Consider the following 22,244-nt stretch of genomic DNA (forward strand, 5'->3'; position numbering starts at 1 on the left):
AGCTGCGCGCCGATGCGGCTGCCGCCGTCGGCAAGCTCGCCGAACTGGGCGCGCTGCCACAGCGTGTAGTCGACGTACTGCACCGGCAGATCGGCCCAGCCGGGCGCGTGCCCCGCGCACCGGCTGGTGTAGGCCAGGCTCAGATCGGCGCCCAGCGGCGCCAGCGACAGGCCGTCCGCGGCGATGTGATGCACCACGATCACCAGCAGATGCTCATCCCCCATGACGGCGAAAACCTGAGCCCGCATGGGGATTTCGGTCGCCAGGTCGAACGTGTGTCGGGTGACCGCCGCGACGGAGTCGTCCAGCTGTGTCGCCGTCCAGTCGGTGGCATCGACGACGTCCCAACCGAAGTCGGCGTGCTCGACGGGCACCACCACTTGGTGGGGAGTGCCCTGCCGCGCGGGGAACAGGGTGCGCAGGCTTTCATGGCGGGCCACCACGTCGGCCAGGGCCGCACCGAGGGCCCTGGTGTCGAGTCGCCCGCGCAGCCGCAGCATCGCGGCCATGTTGTATAGCGGTGAGGGGCCCTGGAATTGGTCGACGAACCACAGCCGGTTCTGCGCGAACGACAAGGGCACCGGATCCGGGCGCTCGCCCGCCGTCAGAGGCTCCAGCCGGCCCGCGCTCTCGGCGATGCGGGGCGCCAGCCGGGCGACGGTGGGCGCCTCGAAGACCGCCCGCACGGGCAGATCGGTGTCGAGCGCGGAGTTGATCGCGGTGACCAACCGCATCGTGGACAGGGAATCGCCGCCCAGGTCGAAGAAGGAGTCGTCGATGCCGACCCGTTCGACACCGAGGATTCGCGCGTAGATGCTCGCCAGGATCTCCTCGACCGCGGTGCCCGGGGCGCGGTAGCGGTCGGCGTCCCGGTAGTCCGGGGCGGGCAGCGCGCGGGTGTCGAGTTTGCCGTTGACCGTCATCGGCAGCGCGTCGAGCACCATTACCGCGGTCGGCACCATGTAGCCCGGCAGCCGCTGCGCCAGCGCCGCGCGCGCCGCGCCCGGATCCGCCGCTCCGGTGACGTAACCGACCAGGCGCCGATCGCTGGGGCGGTCCTCGCGGGCGATCACGACGGCCTGCTCCACCCCGTCGAGCGCGGACAGCGCCGCCTGGATCTCGCCCAGTTCGATGCGGTAGCCACGAATCTTGACCTGCTCGTCGGCGCGGCCGAGGTAGCGCAGCTGTCCGTCGGTGCCCCACCGGACGAGATCGCCGGTGCGGTACATGCGCATTCCGGGCCCGCCGAACGGGCAGGCCGTGAAGCGCGAGGCGGTCAGTCCGGGACGCCGCCAATACCCGACGCCGACGCCCTGGCCGGCCAGGTAGAGCTCGCCGACCACACCGGCGGGCACCGGGCGCAGCCAGTCGTCGAGCACGAAGAACGCCGCCCGCGTCACCGGTGAGCCGATCGGCGGGGATCCCGACCCGGCCTGCAGGGGCTCGCTTTTGCAGGCCCACATGGTGGTTTCGGTGGGGCCGTAGACGTTGACCATCACCCGCCCGGGCGCCCAGCGGTCCACCAGCTCGGGCGGGCAGGGTTCGGCGCCGATCACCAGCGCGGTGGCGTCCAGCCCCGCGGTGGGCAGCATCCCGACCGCCGAGGGGGTTTGGGTGAGCACCGTGACGCCCTCGTCGACCAGCAGGGCGCGGAACTCGTCTGGTGAGCGCGCGGCCATGTCCGGCACCACCACCAGCCGCCCGCCGTGCAGCAGCGCGCCCCAGATCTCCCACACCGAGAAGTCGAAGGCATACGAGTGGAACTGCGTCCACACCTGCTCGTCCGACAATGCGATGCCGATGGCCAGGTCGTCGAACAGCTGGGCGACGTTATGTTGGGTCACCGCAACACCTTTGGGAACCCCGGTGGTGCCCGAAGTGTAGATGATGTGGGCCAGGTCGGTGGGTGCGGGGGGCGCCAACGCGGTGCTGGGTTGCGCCGCCGCAGCCGGGTCGCCGATGTTACTGATGTCGATGACGTCCAGGCCGAAGCCGTCCAGCCGGGCGGCCAGATCCGCGGTGGTGAGCGCGACTTTCGGCGCGGCGTCGGTGAGCATGAACTCGACGCGCGCCGCCGGCAACGCCGGGTCGATCGGCAGATACGCCGCCCCGGACTTGAGCACCGCCACAATCGCCACGATCGCCTCCGGCGAGCGCGAGAACAGCAGCGCGACAGACTGACCCGGGACGGCGCCGCGGCAGGCCAGCAGGTGCGCCAGTCGGTTCGCCGCCTCGTCGAGCTCCCGGTAGGTCATCGACCGGCCCTCGCACGTCACCGCCACCGCGTTGGGGGTGCGAGCCGCCTGCGCGGCGAACAGTCCCGCGACCGTCAGCGGTTTCACCGGCTCGGCCAGCGCCGCCGCGTTGCCCCACTCGGCCAGCCGGGCGTGCTCGGCGGAGTCCAGCAGATCCACCGAGGACAGCCGCCGCCGCGGCTCGGCGGTGACCTCGGTCAGGAGTCGCCGCAGCCGTTCGATCATCGCCGCGACGGTGTCGCCGTCGAACACGTCGGTGCGGTATTCGGCCGTAACGGCGATGCCGGCACGCTGCCCGGAATCGGTGAACCGTTCGGCCAGGGAGAACGTCAGGTCCATGCGAGCGGTGTTGGTGTGCAACGGCATCGGGGTGACCTGCAGGTCGCCCAGGGCCAGTCCGGCGGCCGGCGCGCTGACCTCCCCGGGGAAGTTCTCCCAGCCCAACAGCACCTGGATCAGGGGATGATGGGTCAGGCTGCGGGTGGGGTTGAGCCGCTCCACCAGCAGCTCGAACGGGACGTCCTGGTGCTCGAAGGCGGCCAGGCTGCGCCGGCGCACCTGGGCCAGCAGCTCGGCGAAGGTCGGGTCCCCGGACGCGTCGACGCGCAGCACCAGGGTGTTGACGAAGAACCCGATCAGTTCGTCGAGCGCGGGTTCGGGGCGTCCGGCGATCGGGAAGCCCACGGCCACATCGGGACTCGCGGTGATCTTGGAGAGCAGCGCGGCGAAGGCGGCCTGGATCACCATGAAGCTGGTCGCGTTGTGTTCGCGCGCCACCCGGCGGAGCTGTTGCTGTAGCTCTGCGGGCCAGTCGACCGCCAGCCGGGCGCCGCGGTGGTCGGCAACCTGCGGGTAGGGCCGGTCGGTGGGCAGCTCCAGCCGTTCGGGCAGCCCGGCCAGAGTGTCGGTCCAGAAGTCGAGTTGCGCGGCGATGCGGCTGTCGCTGTCGTCCACGTCGCCCAGATACGCGCGCTGCCAGAGGGTGTAGTCGACATACTGCACCACAGGCGGCGCCCAGTCGGGGGCCCGGCCCGCGCAGCGGGCGGCGTAGGCCACCCCCAGGTCGCGGGCGAACGGTGTGATCGACCAGCCGTCGGCGGCGATGTGGTGCACCGCGACCACCAGCATGTGTTCGTCGTCGCTGACGGCGAAAAGCTCGGTGTGCAAGGGGCTTTCGCTGGACAGGTCGAACGCGTACCGGGCCGCTGCCGACATGCGTTCGCGCAGCCGCTCTTCCGGCCAGCCGCGGGCATCGACGACGTCGCAGGCAAAGCCGATCTGCTCGGCGGGTATCACGATCTGCTGCGGTATCCCGTCGGCCGCCGCGAACACGGTGCGCAGGCTTTCGTGGCGGCCGACCACGTCGGCCAGGGCGGCGGCCAGGGCGCCGGAGTCGAGGTCGCCCCGGAGCCGCAGCGCCACGGTGACGTTGTACATCGGTGAGGGTCCCTGGAATTGGTCGATGAACCAGAGCCGGGTCTGGGCGAACGACAACGGGATCACCGCCGGGCGCTCCCCCGCCACCAGCGGGTCGGGGCGATCGCCGTCGCCGCCGGCCGACAACGCCAGCTCCGCGGCCGTCGGCGCCTCGAACACCGCCCGCACGCCGAGGTCCGAATGCAGGCTCGCGTTGACCGCGGCGATCAGTCGCATGGCGGACAGGGAATCGCCGCCCAGGTCGAAGAACGAGTCGTCGGCGCCCACCCGCTCCAGCCCCAGCACCTGGGCGTAGATACCGACCAGGATCTCCTCGGCCGCGGTGGCCGGAGCGCGGTAGCGGTCGACGTCGGAGTATTCCGGTTCCGGCAGGGCCTTGCGGTCGAGCTTGCCCGACGAGGTCATCGGGAATTCCTCGAGCGCCACGATGTGGGCCGGCACCATGTATTCGGGCAGCCACGCGCTCAGCCGCTCGCGGACCTCGCCGATCTTGGTGTTGGTCCGGGGATCGTTGGCGTGGCGGGTGCGCCGCCCAGACCCGGCGGGCGGCAGGTAGAGATCGGTCAGCGAGATATCATCGACGGCGACGAAAACGGCGCTGAGAGTACCGGTTTGGGCGCCCCAGGTGACCGCCACGCGATACCCGAGCGACTCGCCGACGCGGTGGAGCTCTTCGGGCACGGCGGCGTCGCAGGCGGCCGCGGCCCGGGCGAGCGCGTCGGCGACGGATTGTCCCTCGGCGAGCGCGGTTTCGGCGCGGACGTCGGCGATGACCCCGGCGTGGGGAATGTCGGTGACGCGGACAACGTCGGGGCGTCGGGACGCCAGTGCGTCGCGCAGCCCGTCGGGGCCCGCGCAGTCGCTCCACGCCCAGATGGGCACCTCGCCCACCGAGCGCGCGGGTGCGGGCGTCTTGCGGATGACGACGTCGTACCGGTAGCGGTTCAGCTCATTGTCGGCGAATCCGCGTTTGACTTCGATGTCGATGCCGCCCGCCGACGGGCTGTTCACCGCCCAGGTCGTGAAAAACTCCGGCGCGAGCAGCAATTCGGTTTCCCCGAGCATGGCGTGGCGCACCCGCTGGCGGATCACGGCGCCGTCGATGGTGGCGTCGTCGCCGTGGGCCAGCGCGATCGCGGTCTGGAACGCGCCCTGCAGGGTGTGGTTGCGCACGTCACCGATGAAGACCGAGCCGCCGGGGGCCAGCAGTTCCATCGCCTTGTCGACCACCTCGGCCAGGTATCCCGCGTTGGGGAAGTACTGGACGACCGAGTTGAGGATGATCGTGTCGAAGTGGCCGCACGGCAGCCCGTCGGTGACGTGGGCGGGCTGGGTCCGCAGCACGACGCGGTCGCGCCAGGCCACCCGCAGCTGCCGCAGCGAGCGTTCCAGGTTAGCGATCGCCACCGGCGAAAAGTCGGTGGCCACATACTCTTTGGACTGCGGGGCGAGCTGCGACAGCAGCAGTCCCGAACCCGCGCCGATCTCGAGGACTCGCCGCGGCCGCAGGGCCGTGATCCGGTCCACCGTGGCGGCCCGCCACTCGATCATCTGCTCGAGCGGGATCGGTTCGCCGGTGTAGCTGCTGTTCCAGCCCCGAAAGTCCATGCCGAATCCGGACTCGAGCTCGGCGCCGTAGAGGTCGTCGTAAAGGTGTTGCCACTCTTCGACGTTGCCTTCGTCGTGGTCGGCGCTCAGGGTGTGGTCGAGTGTCACGTAGGCGACCAGGTGCGAGCCGGCGGTGCCGTCGCGAACCGTGACGGCGGCCTGATTGACCTGCGGGCAGGCCAGCAGGGTGTTTTCGATTTCGCCCAACTCGATGCGCTGTCCGCGCAGCTTGATCTGGCTGTCGGCGCGGCCGACGAAGTCCAACCCGCCGTCGCGGGTCCAGCGCACCAGATCGCCAGTGCGGTACATGCGGGTCCCGGCCCCGCCAAATGGGTTGGCCACGAACCGTTCCGCGGTCAGATCCATACGGCCCAGGTAGCCGTGCCCCAGGGCAGGCCCGCTCACATACAGTTCGCCCGCCGCCCCGACCGGGACGGGCTGCAGCCAGGCGTCGAGGACGAACACGCACACGCCCGGCAGTGGGCCGCCGATGCGAATCGGGTCGTCGGCCGCCAGGGGCGCGCTGGAGGTGATCCAGATGGTGGTCTCGCTCGGCCCGTAGACATTGAACAGTCGCCGCCCCGGCGCCCAGGAGGCCACCAATTCCCGCGGGCAGGCCTCGCCGCCGACCATCAGCTTGTCGAAACCGGCCAAGCGGGCGCGATCCAGTGACGACAGCACCGTCGGGGTCAGGAACGCCGCGCTGACGCACCGGCTCTGCAGCAAGGCGGTCAACGGTTCGCCGGCATACACCTGCGGCGGCGCCACCACCAGCGCGGCCCCCGCCGCCGCCGCCAGCAGCATCTCGCCGACCGACGCGTCGAAGGACGGCGAGGCGACCATCAGCACCCGCGCGTCGCTGTCCAGACCACACGAATCACGTTGCGCCGCAGCCCATCCCAATAGGCCGGCGTGGCTCACCAGCACCCCCTTGGGGGTGCCGGTGGAACCCGAGGTGAAGATCACGTACGCGGTGTTGTGGACGGCCAGCGGGGCGGCCCGGTGGGCGTCGGTGATCGGCTCGCCGCTCTGCGCGGACAGATCCAGCCCGTCGATCCGCACGATCGGGCGCGTTCCGGCGCCGGCGACCTCGTCGGCGCCGCACGTCAACACGCACACCGCCTGCGCGGCGTCCAGCACCGACGCGACCCGCTCGACGGGATGGTCGACATCCACCGGCGCGTGGATGCCTCCGGCCTTCGCCACGGCCCACCACGCGACCACCAGTTCGGCGCACCGGCCCGTCGCGACACCCACGGCGCGCTCCGGGCCCACACCCGCGTCGATCAGCGCCCGCCCCAACCTGTTCGACCACTCGTCGAGTTCGCGATACGACAATGCCCGGTCACCGTCGAGGACCGCGAGCGCGTCCGGGGCGGTCGCCAAGGCCGCGTCGAGCAGCCGCGTCGCCACCCCGACCGGCGCCGTGACACCGGCACCCGACAGCCGCGAGAGCACCAGGTCGCGCTCGCCGGGATCCAGCAGCTCGACCGCCGACAGTGGCCGGGCGGGGTCGGTGGTCATCGCCACCAGCACGCGCTGGAACAGTTCGAGCAGCGACGCAATCGCGGCGGCGTCGAACACGTCGGTGTCGTACTCGACGTGCAGGCCGAGCCGGCTGCCGGGCAGCGCCTCGACGGTCAGCGGGTAGTGGTTGTACTCCCGGTTGGCGATGTCGGCGATGGCCAATCCGTCGGCGCCCAGGGTCATCCCGCTCTCGACGGGGTAGTTCTCGTACACGAACAGCGTGTCGAAGAGTTGATCGTGGCCGGTGACCCGGTGGATCTCGCTGAGCGCCAGGTGCTGGTGCTCGAGCGCGTCGTTGTGGCTGTTCTGCAGCTGGGCCAGCAGGTCCGCGGTGGTGGTGGTCACGCCGATGTCGGCCCGCACCGGCACCGTGTTGATCAGCAGCCCGACCATGGATTCGGCGTCGTCGACCTCCAGCTGCCCGACCCGCGACCGCGGGGTGCCGAACACGACATCGTGCTGGCCGCTCAACGACGTCAGCACGACGGCCCAGGCCCCCTGCAGCACGGTGCTGACGGTGGTGTGTCGCGAGCGGGCGAGGTCGGTGAGCGCGGTCGTGAGGTGCTCAGGCACACACGATGTTTCAAATCCGCGCTCCCCATGGCCCAATCGGCCCTGTGGGGCGACGAGGGTGGGGGTGTCGAAGCCGTGCAGCAGTTGTCCCCAGGCCTCGCGGGCGGCGTCGAGGTCGCGGCCGGCCAGCCAGGTGAGGAAGGCCCGATACGAGCCCGCGGCGGGTAGCCGCTCGCCGTAGTAGCTGGTGAAGATCTCCCGCAGCAGGATCGGCAGGGACCAGCCGTCCAGCAGGATGTGGTGATTGGTCAGCACAAACCGGTGCCGGTCCTCGGCGGTGCGGATCAGCGCGGCGCGAAACGCCGCCCGGGCGCTGAGGTCGCGCACCGCGGAACGTTCGGCAGCGCAGAGCCGCTCGATCTCTTCGTCGGCATCGGCGCCGAATTCGGCGTAGCTCCACCCGATGGCCGGATCGACCGGGATGATCTGCACCGGCTCGTCGTATCGTTCGCAGAACACCGCGGCCAGGTGGGGGTGACGGCCGACGACGGTGTGCACCGCGTCGCGCAGGCGGTCGGCGTCAAGGGGTCCGGTCAGGGTGAAAACCAGCTGCACCGCGTACATCTCGTCGCCGCCCTGCGCGGTGCTGGAGTGGAACAACAGCCCCTGTTGCAGCGGGGTCAACGGCAAGATGTCGGCGATGTGATGCTGGCGTTGCAGCTCGTCGATCTGGTGCTGGCTCAGGCGGGCCGGCGCGATATCAGAGGGCGTCAGTCCGCCCCCGCCGGAACGCACATGCGCGCAGATGCCGGCCAGCGCCTCGAACCACAGCCGGCTCAGCCGGGTGATGTGCGACGCGTCGAGAACCGATGGTGCCCAAGTCCACTCGGCATGCAGGTGCGGACCCGCGCCGGTGTCGATGGTGCCGGCGTTGAGCTCGACGGTGTGCACCAGCGGCATCGGCACCGCCGCGGCGGCGCCGATCACCGACAGGCCGTGCCGGCTGATGCGCCAGCTCGCGTCCGGCGAATCGGACGCTGCGCCTTGACGTCCCAGGTAGTTGAACGCGATGGACGGGTCGGGGCCGGCCAGGTCGACGTCGGGATTCAGATAGCGCAGCAGCCCGTAGCTCAGCGGGTCGGGCAGCGTGCGCAGCTGTTCCTTGACAGCTTTGACGACGGCGCCCAGCGCGGCGTCGCCCGCCGTGACCTGCGCCCAGCTCAGCTCCGAAACCGCCAGCGACACGGGATATTTGGTAGTGAACCACCCGACGGTGCGGGACAGGTCGATGTCGGCGGCGAGTTCCTCGTGGCGCCCGTGGCCCTCGACGTCGATGCCGATCGGGGCGTCCCCATCACGCAAAAAGTCGGCGTGACGCGGGAATTCCGCGTCACGCAGGAATTCCGCCCAGGCCAGCGCGAACGCGATCAGCAAGATGTCGTGGATCCCGGCATGGAAAGCGGCAGGCACCGCGCCGATCAGCGTCCCGGTGGTCGCCGCGTCCAGCTCCGCCGACAGGCGCCCCGCGGTGGCATACGTGTCCACTTCGGGCCCCGGCGCGGGCAGGGCGGCGGGAGTCGCCGCCACCCGCTTCCAGGCGTCCAGCCGGTCGGCAACGTCGGGGCGGCGCGCGTGATCGGCCAGCCGTGTCGCCCAGCGGGCAAACGACGTTCCGGCCGGCGCCAGCTCCACCGGCTGCCCGGAGCTGTGCAACGCCCAGCCGATATTGAGGTCTTCCAACAGGATCCACCACGACACCGCGTCGACGGCCAGGTGGTGAATGATCACCGCCAGCCGGCCGGTGGACTCGGCCCACAGCGCGCTCAGCATCACTCCGCCGGCCGGGTTCAGCCGCGCCCGCGCCGCCAGCAGCGCCTCGTCGGACAACACGTCCACCGAGTGCAGGCAATCCTCGGCCCGCACCGATCCGGGTTCGGGTACCCGCAGAGACCAGCCGCCGGCTGCATCGTCGTCGACGCGCAGCCGCAACATGGCGTGCCGATCCACCAAGGCCTGCAACACGATTGCGACGTCGGCCCGGGTGACGCCGGTCGGGGCCTGCACCATCACGGTCTGGTTGAACTGGTCGACGGGGCCGCCGGCGAGTGCGATGCCGTGCAGCCAGCGCATGATCGGGGTGGCGATCACCTGGCCCACACCGTCGTCGACGACGTCCGCCGCCCCGCCGCTCACCGCGGCCACCCGCGCCAGCCGGGCCACCGTCTGCTCCACGAAGACGTCCCGCGGCCGGCAGGTCAGGCCGGCGGCGCGCGCCCGCGCGACCACTTGCAGCGACATGATGCTGTCGCCGCCCAGCTCGAAGAACGACTCGTCGACGCCGACCCGCGCCACCCCGAGCACCTCGGCGTAGATGCCGGCCAGGATCTCCTCGACCGCGCTGCCCGGGGCGCGATATTCGCCCGTGCCGTATTCGGGTGGCGGCAGGGCCCGGATGTCGAGCTTGCCGTTGACCGTCAGGGGAAACGTATCCACGACCACGACGGCGGTCGGCACCATGTAAGGCGGTAGCCGGTCCGCCAGCGCGGCGCGCGCCGCGTCCGGGTCGGCCGTCCCGGTGATGTACCCGACCAGTCGCTTGTCGCCGGGGCGGTCCTCGCGGGCGATCGCCACGGCGGACTCCACCCCGTCCAGCCCGGCCAGCGCCGCACGGATTTCGCCGAGCTCGATGCGGTAGCCGCGGATCTTGACCTGCTGGTCGGCGCGTCCCAGGTAGCGCAGCTGGCCGTCGTCGCCCCAAGAAGCGAGGTCGCCGGTGCGGTACATCCGCGCACCCGGCTCCCCGAACGGGCACGCGGCGAACCGGGACGCCGTCAAACCGGCGCGCCCCAGGTAGCCCGCGGCCACCCCGCGGCCGGCCACGTAGAGTTCGCCGGCCACACCGGCGGGCACCGGGCGCATCCAGCCGTCCAGGACGAACAGCGCCGCTCCCGCCGCCGGGGAACCGATGGGCGGTGTCCCGGATCCCGCCGTCAGCGCCGCGCTGATCGCGACGCACATCGTCGTCTCGGTCGGACCGTAGGCGTTAACCATCACGCGCCCGGGCGCCCACCGGTCCACCACGTCCGGCGGGCAGGCCTCGCCGACCACCGCCAGTGCCATCGAGTCCAATCCCTCGGATGGCAGCGCCGCGACCGCCGACGGGGTCTGGGTCAAGACGCTGACCTCCTCGGCCACCAGGACGTCATGGAGGTCGTCGGGCGAACGGGTCACGTCTTCGGACACCACCACCACGCGTCCGCCGCGCAACAGCGCACCGAATATCTCCCACACCGAGACGTCGAAGGCGTAGGAGTGGCACTGCGACCACACTCCCTCGGCGGGCAGGCCCGCGTCCAGCGCACCCATCAGCTGAGTTACGTTGCGGTGCGTGACCGCAACGCCTTTGGGCGCGCCGGTGGTTCCCGAGGTATAGATCAGGTACGCGATGCCGGCCGCGTCCGGCGCCGGCAGCGCGGTGCCGGGCTGGTCCGCGATGCGCGGATCGGTGACCTCGATGATCGTCGCGCCCCGGCCGTCGAGCCGGTCGGCCAGTTCGGCGGTGGTGATCGCCGCGACCGGCTTCGCGTCGTCGAGCATCAAGGCGATCCGCACCTTCGGTGACGCCGGTTCGATGGGCAGGTAGGCGGCGCCCGTTTTGAGCACCGCCATGATCGACACGACCGCCTCCGCCGAGCGCGGAAAGAGCAGCGCCACAGTCTGTCCCGGACGTGCGCCGCGCGCCGCCAGGTGATGCGCCAGGCGGTTGGATGCCTCGTCCAGCTCCCGGTAGGTCATCGACAGGCCCTCGCACACCAGCGCGACGGCGTCGGGGACGCGGGCCACCTGCGCGGCGAACAACTCCGGGACGGATATCGCCGCGCCCACCGGCGCCGTCAGAGCCGCGGTGTTTCCCACCGCGTCGAGACGGGTGCGCTCCTCGGCACGCAGCATGTCCAACGACGACAGCCGGCGGCCGGGATCGGCCGCCATGGTCGCGAGGATGCGCTGCAGCCGCTCCCCCAGATCCCGGGCGTCGAAATTCGAAAACGGCTGTCCGGTGCCGACGGTACTCAGAAACTGCTGATCGCCGAAGCCGAGGAAGAACAGCCCGAAGTGGCCCACCGGGCCGAAGCTGGTGTATGTCGCCGTTGCCGGCACGTCGCCGAGGCTGAGGGTGAGGCGCGCCGGAACGAAGTTGACGACCACGCGATTAGGGGCTTGCCGCGGTCCGTTGAACTCGCGTCCGCCGTTGAGGATGCGGGTGGGAAACTGCTGATGCCGCAACGCCTCTCGTGATCGCCGGTCGACGTGGCGGCAAAAGTCGGCGAACGTGGTGTCCGGTGACGCGCGCAGTACCAGCGGCACCACCCCGGCGAGCATGCCGGGGTGCTTCTTCGCCTCCGGATCGACTCGCCTGCTCACCGGAAAATCGAGAACGACCTCGTCGGAACCATCGCCGCACCAGCCGCGCACCAGCAGCGCACAGGCGGCCGTGAGAACCGATGATCGACGGATGCCCAGGGTCTTGCACAACTCTTTGACCCTGCCCACCACCGACTCGTCCAATTTCGCCGGCGCCGAGGGCGCATACGGGTCTCGTCCGTCCTCCGTCCGGGCCGACGGATGGTCCGCAGCGTCGCCTGCGGGTTGGTGCACAGCCCAATATTGTTGGTCTTCAATGAATTGCGGTGATGCCTCGTATTCCGATTCGCCGTTGACGAGGTCGTACAGCGAACCGAAGAAGGCCGGCGGTATCGGTTTGCCGGCGGAAAGCGCGGAGTAGACAGCCGCGATCCGCCGTCCGATCAGCGCAAGGCCCATGCCGTCGATGGCGATGTGATGGGCAGTGGTGAACCAGTAGTACTCGTCGGGACGTGTCCTGAACAACGCGAATTTGATCATGGGCCCGGTGAGCGGCATCGGCGTCCGCTGGATCGTCGACGCCGTCTCGCGGACCTCCCGCTCCGGATCGCGCGCGTCAGTCAGGTCGTAGAACACCAGCTCGACGTCGTCGTATTCGACGGCTTTCTGAAAGACCTGACCGTCCACCTCGAAAAACGAAGCGCGAAGGCTCTCAGCCTCATTCACCACGTGTCGCATAGCCTGATGCAACAGGCCGGTATCGATGGCGCCCTCGATGCGAACGAGCACGCCCAACTGCCACGCCACGTCGAAGCGACCCGTCTGCTGCGCCAGCCAGATGTCGAACTGGCCGCGCGTCACCGGAACTGCCCGGTCCCCCCGCTTCACTGAAAGCCCCACCAAACTTTTCCGTACTCCCTCACGCCGGCGCCGGTCTACCGGTGCCGATGGTTGACGTTGGCCAAAGACGACGTTGTTCTTCGTTATTGACTAATGCGAAAATTCGACCACCGTCGGCGGACTGATTCAGCGGCACGTCGGACCTCCTCACACCCAGATGAAAAAGACGAATTGTCATGGCGCTGCAACGTGAGAAACATTGCAGCGCGCAAAGATTGAGCCGCTGGGCTCAGCCGGGATATCGATCGGCTCGCGTGTGGGACAAGAGTCCACGCGAGCTCGGTCGTGACGTTTTACCCCGTGACGCGACGGTCACGACGTCCACCCCGGTCCTTGTCTGGCGTCACGATTCACAAATTCAGGGTACCCAGCCGATGCTGAGGGGAACCTATGAATTGCGTTTGCCCAGAATGGATCCAGCGTTTCCGCCGTTTCTTGCTGCCCGAAACAATTGCGGGGCACCCGGTGGCCCATCGCATCGGCACCCGCGAACGTTCTCCGGACTTTTTCTCATGGTTGCGGCGATACTCGCTGCGCTTGCCGTTGGCCGGGTTCCATTACGTCGCTTACACAATCGATAATATTTGCCTGCGCAGCCGCGTCGGCCCAGGGCCGCCGTGCCGACGGACCGGGTGACCTCTGCGTCATACCGCGGGCCCGCACCGTGCGATGGCGTACGGTCGCTTGCTGGACCGACGCCGGCGTCGCAGCGACCGGAAGGGCGACACCTAGCATGGCCGTAGCTGGCGAGAATCGCCATGCCGCAACGGTGTTGGGGGCAAGCCGGCCGCACCACCGTGGACGGCTTCCGGTGACGCGTTTGCTCGAGACCGTCGACCACCGCACCCCCGGCCGCCCGCCATGTCGCTTCGTTGTGATTGATTTCACCGGCCCAAAGACGCGACGGGCGTTCGTCAGCGCGGCACGCGGCCGGCTGTTGCCCGCAAGTCCGTTTCGCTCGCACCGGCCCCGCTCCGCGCCCCCGGACACTCGGAACTGTTGCGCGCCAGCATGATTAACCGTGTCGCGGCGCCGCGGCGCACGGCCATCGGGCGTTAGCCACACCGCAGGCGCGTACAGTTGCGACCATGTGGGGGTCGGTGCTCGGCTTGGGAATCCTGGCCGCGCTGAATCCGGTTCGCCTCGGCTTGGCTCTGCTGATGATCTCTCGACCGCGGCCCGGGCCGAGTCTGCTCGCCTATTGGTTGGGCGGGCTGACGGTCTGTGCGCCCGAGCTGCTGATCCCGCTGGTGCTGTTGAACTTCACCCCGATGTTCGGACACCGTGCGCATGGTTCGCCCTCCCCGTCGTCGAACTCGATGCTCGGCAACATTCAAATCGGCCTCGGTGTGGTAGGCCTGACGATTGCCGCGTCGCTGATGGTGCGCTTCGTCGCGCGTCAGCGGGCAACCCAACGCGCGCCGGACGATCGGCCGTCAGAGCTGTCGGCGGTCGCGGGTGCGCCGATCGCGATGCCGCGACTCCTGACCCGCGCGCAGGATGTCGCGGACGACGACGGCTCCGTGTTCCGTCGCGCACTGGGCCGCATTCACCACGCGTGGGAGAGCGGTTCCTCGTGGGTCGCGTGGGTGATCGGGATCATCTCGGTGCCCGTGGATGGGGTGCTGTTCATCGTCGCGATCATCGCGGCCTCGGGCGCATCGGTCAGCGCGCAGGCCGGCGCCTCGGTCGCGTTCGTCGTGCTGATGTACGCCGTGGTCGAGGTGATCCTCGTCGGCTATGTGATCACACCGGCCACCACCCAGTCTTTGCTGATCGTGTTGCACGACTGGGTGCGGACCTACCATCGGCAAATCCTGGTTGTTCTCTTCACGGTGGTGGGGGTTTCCCAGTTGGCGCAGGGCCTGCATATCGTCTGAGCCGAGTCTCCTGGCTGACAGCGGGAGGCAGGCTGACGATCAGCTCGAAAGCTCAGTTTGAACGTGGCGGATGGTGCGAGGTGCCCCATACGCTTGTCGCGGTTGTCACGCGACCGGTGACCCAGTTGAAGATACCGGTCGATGAAGCGGGCGCATCACCGACTCATCGATCGAGGAACACGATATCGACCCGGCGTCGTCGCTCGGGTAGAGAATCCGGAACGACTGGCGCAGGATCGCGCTATGAGACGAGAAGTGGGCGCCGAGATCGAAGTCGAAATCACCGCCGCGACGACATTGGAGTTTCAGATCGCTGTTGCACCTCATCCGCGCGCCGAGGTCTTCGAGTCGCTGCGCTTTCTCTTGAACGGGCGGCCGATCCGGCCCTTGGAAGTCACCGGAGTGCACGGCAACCGTATTCATAAGTTCGACGCGGCCGTGGGCACATTGCAAGTCGACTATGCGGCGACGACCGTGGGTCGCACTGATCCGGCTCCGGTGTCCGAATACGACCAGTCGATGTACTTGCGACCCAGCCGCTACGCCGAGGCTGACAAGTTCTACGGCTTTGCCGCAACCGAATTCGGCAACGACCGCGATGCGAGGGCGCTGTTGGAGCACGTCAGTTCCTGGGTGGGTAACAGGCTCGACTATGTGCCCGGCTCTAGCGATCCGATTGATGGGGCGGTTGACACTCTGCTCGCCGGCAAAGGTGTGTGCCGCGACTACGCGCATCTGGTGGTGGCGCTCCTGCGTGCGGTCCACGTCCCGGCCCGCTTGGTGTCTGTGTACGCGCCTGGCTTACATCCGATGGACTTCCACGCGGTCGCCGAGGCTTTCGTCGGCGGGACATGGCGGGTGGTGGATGCGACGCTGCTAGCACCGCGGCAGACCCTGGTGCGCATAGCCACCGGCCGCGACGCCGCCGACACGGCATTTCTCGATAATCACAAAGGCGCGATCGAACTGAACCGGCTCGTGGTGAGCGCCGTCGTTGACGGCGACTTGCCTTACGATTCGATCGACCAACTGGTTTCCATCCGCTGAGATCACATAAGCACCCGACAGCCACTTGATGTTCCACTGAATTAGATTGTGTTGCGGTGCGATCCGGCTGTTAGGCCGACCGTCTCCTGAGCTCCCTCCGGTCGCTGCTGGCGAGTATCGCTGTCGCCAATCCGCGTCGCTTCAGGTCGGTCTCCGCGCTCGGAGATGGCTCCGCGGCGTTCCGGAACCTGTGCTCGGACGCTGTCTCGGGTGCGTCGTGGGAGGTAGCGGAAAGAAGCCAGTCGGGAAGTGCCAATTTGCAGATCGTGCGCACCGTGAGCAGGTATTGGCGAAGCAACGAACCGGTCGTGTAGGGCAGGTCGTAGGTGACGCATAAGGCGCGCACCCGTGCTGCGATCTCGCGGTAGCGATTACTCGGCAGGTCAGGGAAGAGGTGGTGTTCGATTTGGTAACAGAGATTCCCCGTCATGAACGCCATTACCGGCCCGGCATCGATGTTCGCGGTACCGAGCATTTGGCGTAGATACCATTCGGACTTCGTCTCGTCCTCGAGCACCGATTCGGTGAACTTTTCCGCTCCGTCCACCAGGTGACCGCAGACGATCACGATGTACGCCCAGACGTTGCGCAGACCGTTGGCCACCACATTGGCTGCGAGTGTGCGCCACCACCGCCGGTGACTCAGCGCAGGAAAGAGCACATAGTCCTTGCCGGCCTGGTGAGCCATCTTGCGGAGCATCGCAGTTTTGTGGGCCGATTTGGCGGCGTCCGTGGTTTCGCGTTCCTGGATTGAGATCAAGCCATGTATTGCGACGCCCCATTCGAAGGCCAGCGCAAGCAGCACCGCGTACAAGGGCTGCAGCAACGTGCCCGGCTGCCATTCCTGGTCTCGACTGACCCGCATGATTCGAAATCCGAGGTCGTCGTCTATATCGACGATGTTCGCGAAGACGTGGTGCCGGTAGTTGTGGGAGTGCCGCCACTGCGACGTGAGACCGGCGTTGTCCCACTCCCAGGTATTGGAATGGATTTCCGGGTCGTTCATCCAGTCCCATTGACCGTGGCTGATGTTATGGCCGAGCTCCATGTTCTCGATGGACTTGGCGACGGCCAGAGCGGCGGTTCCGACGGCCCAGCCGAACTTGCCCCTGCTCATGCCGATGGCGAGCCTCGCCGCGACCTCGAGGAATCGGTGAAAAGCGATGGCGCGCTTGATGTATGCTCGATCCTTCGCGCCGCGCGAGGCCTCGATATCGGAACGGATCGTTTCCAACGCGGCCGCTAACTCCTCGAGGTCCGTCTCGCTGAGATGGGCGTATTCCGATATGTCAGTGATGGCCATCGACGCTCAACCCGATTCACGCGCACTGGTGTGTGGCGTATGCGCGACGCGCAGCCAGGAAAGGTTTGCGAGCCGCAGCATTCTGGGTTACGTCCGATCCTTTGATTCGTCGTTTCCGCGCACGCCCGGATCAGCGCCAGGTCAGTCAAGCGGAAACATCTCAGTCGGCATAGCAGACCCGCGGCACCGAGCCGCAATCGAGACCTTCGAGCGCGGCGGCCAACCGTTTCCCGCACGGCCGACCTGAGCGACGCGACGGACGGGCCACCTCGTCGAACGCCGATGCTACATGTCCCGTCAGATTTCACGACCAGGGCATCAATCCCCCGGTCCCTTCCGCGGTTATTCGACAGATCGGAGGCGGGTAGTCGACTCGCCAGGGTTGGGCATCTTGATCGCCGACATGCACAACTCCAGAACCGGGCCGGTATGGGTCGACACGATCGGGCTGGCTACCCAGCGCCACCGAATCGGTGGTCTTCATGACTGCGCGACGAGCCCGCCGCACCCAGGCCAGTGCCTCGACAACGCAGCCGTCAACGGCGCAATAGTCTGGTGTTCTGGCCACCCCTGCATCCGCGAGAGGTAACGACATGCCCGCACCGTCAGCCGAGGTCTTCGACCGCCTGCGTCAGCTGGCCGCGATGAAAGACATCGCCGCACACGAGACCAAGACGATCGACGAGGTATTCACCGGCAAGCCGCTGACCACGATCCCGATCGGCACGGCCGCCGACGTCGAAGCGGCGTTCGCCGAGGCACGCGCGGCCCAGATCGACTGGGCAAAACGCCCGGTCACCGACCGCGCCGACGTCATCAACCGCTATCGGGACCTGGTCATGGAGAATCGCGAGTTCCTGATGGACCTTCTGCAGGCCGAGGCCGGCAAGGCCCGCTGGGCGGCGCAGGAGGAGCTCATCGACCTGATCGCGAACGCGAACTACTACGCAAGCGTCGCCGCGGACCTGCTGAAGCCCCGCACCGTGCCCGCGCTGCTTCCCGGGATCGGCAAGACCACGGTCGGCTATCAGCCCAAGGGCGTGGTCGGGGTGATTTCGCCGTGGAACTACCCCATGACGCTGACGGCTTCCGACTCGGTGCCGGCACTGCTGGCCGGTAACGCGGTGGTGCTCAAGCCGGACAGCCAGACTCCGTATTGCGCGCTCGCCTGCGCCGAGCTGCTGTACAGGGCCGGCCTGCCGCGAGCGCTCTACGCGATCGTTCCCGGACCGGGCTCGGTGGTGGGCACCGCGATCATCGACAACTGTGACTACCTCATGTTCACCGGCTCGACCGCCACCGGCAGGCAGCTCGCCGAACACGCTGGTCGCCGGCTGATCGGTTTCTCGGCCGAACTCGGCGGCAAGAACGCGATGATCGTGACCCGCGGGGCCAGCCTCGACAAGGCGGCCAAGGCGGCCACGCGGGCGTGCTTCTCCAACGCGGGCCAGCTGTGCATCTCCATCGAGCGGATTTACGTCGAGAAGGACGTCGCCGACGATTTCATCGCCAAGTTCGGCACCGCGGTGCGCAACATGAAGCTCGGCACTGCGTACGACTTCTCGGTCGACATGGGCAGCTTGATCTCCGCGGGCCAGCTGGAAACGGTGGCCGACCACGTGGACGATGCGAAAGCCAAGGGCGCCAAGGTGATTGCCGGCGGCAACCCCCGGCCCGACGTGGGGCCGCTGTTCTATGAGCCCACGGTGCTGACCGACGTCGCCCAGGAGATGGAGTGCGCCACCAACGAGACGTTCGGGCCGCTCGTGTCGATCTATCCCGTCGCTGACGTGGATGAGGCCGTCGAGAAGGCCAACGACACCGAGTACGGGCTCAACGCCAGCGTGTGGGCCGGGTCCGCCACCGAGGGCCAGCAGATCGCCGCCCGGTTGCGGTCGGGGACGGTGAACGTCAATGAGGGTTACGCGTTCGCGTGGGGCAGCCTCAGCGCTCCGATGGGCGGGATGGGCCAGTCCGGCGTCGGGCGTCGGCATGGTCCCGAGGGCTTGCTGAAGTACACCGAATCGCAGACGATCGCCACCGCCCGGGTATTCAATCTCGATCCGCCCCTTGGCATTCCGGGAACGCTGTGGCAGAAGTCGCTGCTGCCCATCGTTCGGGCGGTGATGAAGCTTCCCGGCCGAAACTGACGCCTTGCTATTTTTGCCGTTTGCGGCGTGAATCCGCGTTACGCTCGTCGATGTCCGCGGCACGTCGCAACGTCAGGGGTCCGCCATGAAGAAAGATGCGAGGCCATTCGAAGAAGACGCTCGCCGGCTGCGCGAGTACGCCACGTTCGACAACTTCTCGGATGGCGATCTGCAGCGACTGGCCCGCGCGGCTCATCGCATTTCGACGTCGGCCCCGTCGCCGTTGGTTCACGAGCAGACTCCGTCGGACTCCTGCTACATCCTGCTGCGCGGCGAAGTGGGCGTCTACGTCGGCCGCGACCTGATTGTCGCGCTGGGGCCGGGCGAGGTGATCGGCGAGTCGGCGCTGCAACGCGGCAGACTGCGCTCTGCGACGGTGACGACGATGGGGTCGGCCGAGTTGCTGCGCATCGAGCGCGACGATCTCGCCAAGTTGCTCGACGACCTGCCGGCACTTCGCGAAATCATCGACGCGTCGGTCGCGCGGCACGTGCCCGTCGACCTGCCGCCCAAGCCGAAGCCGTCGCACTCCAAGTTGCGCGCCTCGGTGCCCACCGACGTCGTCGAGCGTTTTGAACGGGCCGCCGAGGGCGCCGGGGTGGACGTCGCGACCGCGCTCGAAGATGCGCTCACCGGCTGGATAGAACGCAACAGCGCCGGCGCCGTTGCGGACTAGCTACTACGGGACGTAGTATTTGCGCCATCTTGCCGCGCACAAGGGGGTGCAATGTGAGGTGGAGTGTGGCCCAGATCGGGCTGCTGATCATCTGTGTCGTACATGTCGTCCAGGCGGTGGTCGGCTTCATTATGAATCCCAGCTTCGCCATCGGGCCCGACGCGCCGACCGTGCAGCTGCTCGGGATGGACTACAACGGCTGGCACGCCGTGGCCGGTCTGGCGCTGTTCGTCCCGGGGCTGGTGTTCGCGCTGCGGAAGTCGTGGTCCGTGCTGTATCTGCTGCTCGCCGCCGTAGCCGGTGCGCTGCCGGGCATTTGGGCGTTCTTCTCCCAGCAGGTCGCCATCGTCTTCCACTTTCCCAACAACATGACCGACGCGGTGGTGCACTTGGTGACCGCGGCGATCATGGTGGCGGTGGCGGCGGTCCAGATCCGGTTGGACGGTGGGCTGCGAAACTCTCTGGCCGACCTCCGGAAAGCGCGGTAACGCGAGGGCTTGCGTTTCGGGCGACCGTCGAGACGGGTAGCCGGGATGTCTCCGTCGCGACCAAAATGGACAGATGCCACCTGAACATGCGCCTCCACCGCCTAAATCGGCGGCACCCGGCTGGTACCCCGATCCCGCCGGGGTAGGCCACGGGCTGCAGCGGTACTTCAACGGCACCAGTTGGACCAGCGACTGGGCGTTCGCCGCAGAACCGCCGAAAAAGAAGAGCTCCTCCCGAAAGGCGGCCCTGGCCCTGGCGGCGATGTGCCTGCTCGTTCTGCTGGTGTTGATCGGCAAGACCTGGGTTCTCGACCCGAAGAAGGATGGCTCGTCGTCGGACCCCTCGGGCAATTCGGCGACGGCGGGACCGCCGGCAGCGGGCTCGGAGCCCTCGTCAACGCCGGCCGGCCCCAAAAAGCCGGACGGCGTCACGTTCACCGTTACCGCGGGTCCGAACGGCGACGTGGTCAACGCCCGATTCGCCATTCGTGACAACTACACCGAGCAGATGATCAAAGACGGTGCCCGGACGGACACCATCGACATCCTCAGGTACGCCAAGGCGACCTATCCGGACGCGGCCGCGGTGAACGTGCAGGGCACCTTTCCGATGACCGACCCGTACGGCAACACCTCGACCCAGGTTGCCATCGACCTCATGTATTCGCGGGAAACACTGAACAAGATCAACTTCGACGGAGTGACCGGGAAGAGCATCTGGGAGATTCGAGACTCCGGCACCGTCCTGCCGGCCTTTCAGCCATAGGGCGCAGTCGCGGCCGGGCGTGCTACTCGGACGCAGTCATCAGTGTGTTGCTGGGTAAGGAAACGTCAAGAACTTTGCGCGCGGTCGCGGCTCCGGCGATGGGAAGGCCGGCGGGATCGAGCAGACCGAGTTGAACGAGCACGCTGGCCTGGTCCCAGTAGATGTGCTCATGCACGAGTTTGTCTTGCTGAAATTGCACAATGGCCACCGTCGGAACCTCCACCGCGCGTCCGGTGGGCTCAATCCCGGGCAGCATCCAATCCATCCGGGTGGTGTGGGTGAAACGAACAATGAACTCGTCGACAACGGACGTCTCGCCGACTGTGCGACTGACAGGGAGGAGTTCGAAGTCGGGAGGGTTCACTCCGATGAAATGGTGCGCGTAAAAATGTCGCAAGCTCTCGAAGCCAACACCACCGGTCATGGTGGGGACATGGTTGACATAGGGTTCGGCCACCATGGTGGACATGGTGGCGTCCACGTCTCGCGTTTCAAATTCGCACCGACAGTGCGCCTCCCACAACGCGGCAAGATCGTAAGCGACCATCGCCAGCACCTCTCTCAGGGAGTTACAGCGTACGGTTGGCCGGCACACTGTTACTACTGAGCGACTAGCCAGTTCACCACGCGGCTTGAAACAGTGGCCGGATAGGCAATTAGAACACTTCGCGCGGGGCCGTGGGGTTCACAGTGGTTCTGGCACCTGAGCTTTAAAGGTCTCGAATTTCCTCTATTTCGAGGCGTTGTTCGGGAGGCAACAAACGGGCCTGGCTGCCCTGATCCCGCATCATGCAGTCTCGTTGAGGGACAAGTTGACCGGCTGGATGTGTCACCACTTGCCGATCTCGAATTCCGCGGGGTGTACGCGTTCAGGCGCCGGCCCGGGTAAGTGGCAGTCCGAAAACTGCGTCTGACCTGCGTCGGGCTGACAGGATTTGAACCTGCGACCACTTGACCCCCAGTCAAGTGCGCTACCAAACTGCGCCACAGCCCGCGCGCCGATGCCATGCACCGGCAGCAGGTCGAAAGCCTACCGTAACTTGTTGGCCGCCTCCCCAGGCGACCTAGTCGGAGCTTGCTGGCTGACCATGATGTGAGTTCGAAACGCGCTAGCGGATGCGCTAGCGGAATCGAGACGCACCACATGGTCCCGAGAGAGCGCGCGTCCCGAGAGCGAGCGCATCCCCGACAGACTGAGCGCGCCGACATTGACCTCGCTAAACCGGTTCGGGTGAGGATGGTCTTGCCCGCCCGTTGCTGGTGATGACTCTCGCTCCGACTGACGCCCTGCTGAGTTGTCTTCCAATTGATTTGTCTCACCAGCGACGAGCG

Annotated in this window: 9 protein-coding genes and 1 tRNA gene; 6 read left to right on the forward strand and 4 right to left on the reverse strand. The window is 67.6% G+C overall.

Annotation, left to right across the window (positions count from 1 at the left end; all coding sequences use genetic code 11):
* Positions 1-12,590: non-ribosomal peptide synthetase (locus tag OQ789_RS25290; RefSeq protein ID WP_324689109.1), on the reverse strand; the 12,590-nt coding region annotated here is incomplete at its 3' end.
* A gap of 1,100 nt (positions 12,591-13,690) precedes the next feature.
* Here OQ789_RS25290 and OQ789_RS25295 point away from each other — a divergent pair.
* Together OQ789_RS25295 and OQ789_RS25300 are read left to right on the forward strand one after the other, a co-directional pair.
* On the forward strand, positions 13,691-14,482 hold the full coding sequence (locus tag OQ789_RS25295) for a GAP family protein (protein ID WP_324689094.1): 792 nt from the start codon (positions 13,691-13,693) through the stop codon (positions 14,480-14,482).
* A gap of 255 nt (positions 14,483-14,737) precedes the next feature.
* Positions 14,738-15,529 (forward strand): transglutaminase family protein, encoded by a 792-nt coding sequence (locus OQ789_RS25300; protein WP_324689096.1) that lies wholly within the window; start codon positions 14,738-14,740, stop codon positions 15,527-15,529.
* A 70-nt stretch (positions 15,530-15,599) separates the two neighbouring features.
* Here OQ789_RS25300 and OQ789_RS25305 read toward each other — a convergent pair whose 3' ends face one another.
* The gene (locus tag OQ789_RS25305; protein WP_324689098.1) at positions 15,600-16,832 is read right to left on the reverse strand and encodes a fatty acid desaturase family protein; all 1,233 of its coding nucleotides are present in this window, start codon (positions 16,830-16,832) and stop codon (positions 15,600-15,602) included.
* Positions 16,833-17,425: 593 nt separating this feature from the next.
* Between OQ789_RS25305 and OQ789_RS25310 the strand changes: the two genes are divergently transcribed.
* From OQ789_RS25310 to OQ789_RS25325, 4 genes are all read left to right on the forward strand, one after another.
* Positions 17,426-18,982 carry a succinic semialdehyde dehydrogenase gene (locus OQ789_RS25310; RefSeq protein WP_324689100.1) on the forward strand — a complete coding sequence of 519 codons (1,557 nt, stop codon included), beginning with the start codon at positions 17,426-17,428 and terminating at the stop codon, positions 18,980-18,982.
* An 85-nt stretch (positions 18,983-19,067) separates the two neighbouring features.
* The gene (locus OQ789_RS25315) at positions 19,068-19,658 is read left to right on the forward strand and encodes a cyclic nucleotide-binding domain-containing protein (protein ID WP_324689101.1); all 591 of its coding nucleotides are present in this window, start codon (positions 19,068-19,070) and stop codon (positions 19,656-19,658) included.
* Positions 19,659-19,711: 53 nt separating this feature from the next.
* Complete coding sequence (locus OQ789_RS25320; RefSeq protein ID WP_324689103.1) at positions 19,712-20,146, forward strand: DUF4383 domain-containing protein; 435 nt, start codon at positions 19,712-19,714, stop codon at positions 20,144-20,146.
* Between the two features lie 73 nt (positions 20,147-20,219).
* Positions 20,220-20,912, forward strand: a complete 693-nt coding sequence (locus tag OQ789_RS25325; protein WP_324689105.1) for a DUF2510 domain-containing protein — start codon at positions 20,220-20,222, stop codon at positions 20,910-20,912.
* 22 nt (positions 20,913-20,934) lie between these two features.
* On the opposite strand, the gene OQ789_RS25330 is transcribed toward OQ789_RS25325, so the two are convergent.
* Together OQ789_RS25330 and OQ789_RS25335 are read right to left on the reverse strand one after the other, a co-directional pair.
* Positions 20,935-21,459 carry an ester cyclase gene (locus OQ789_RS25330; protein WP_324689107.1) on the reverse strand — a complete coding sequence of 175 codons (525 nt, stop codon included), beginning with the start codon at positions 21,457-21,459 and terminating at the stop codon, positions 20,935-20,937.
* Positions 21,460-21,832: 373 nt separating this feature from the next.
* Positions 21,833-21,906 (reverse strand) — tRNA-Pro (locus OQ789_RS25335).
* Positions 21,907-22,244 lie beyond the last annotated feature (338 nt).

This window comes from Mycobacterium sp. 94-17 (assembly GCF_035617725.1).
Classification (GTDB): Bacteria; Actinomycetota; Actinomycetes; order Mycobacteriales; family Mycobacteriaceae; genus Mycobacterium.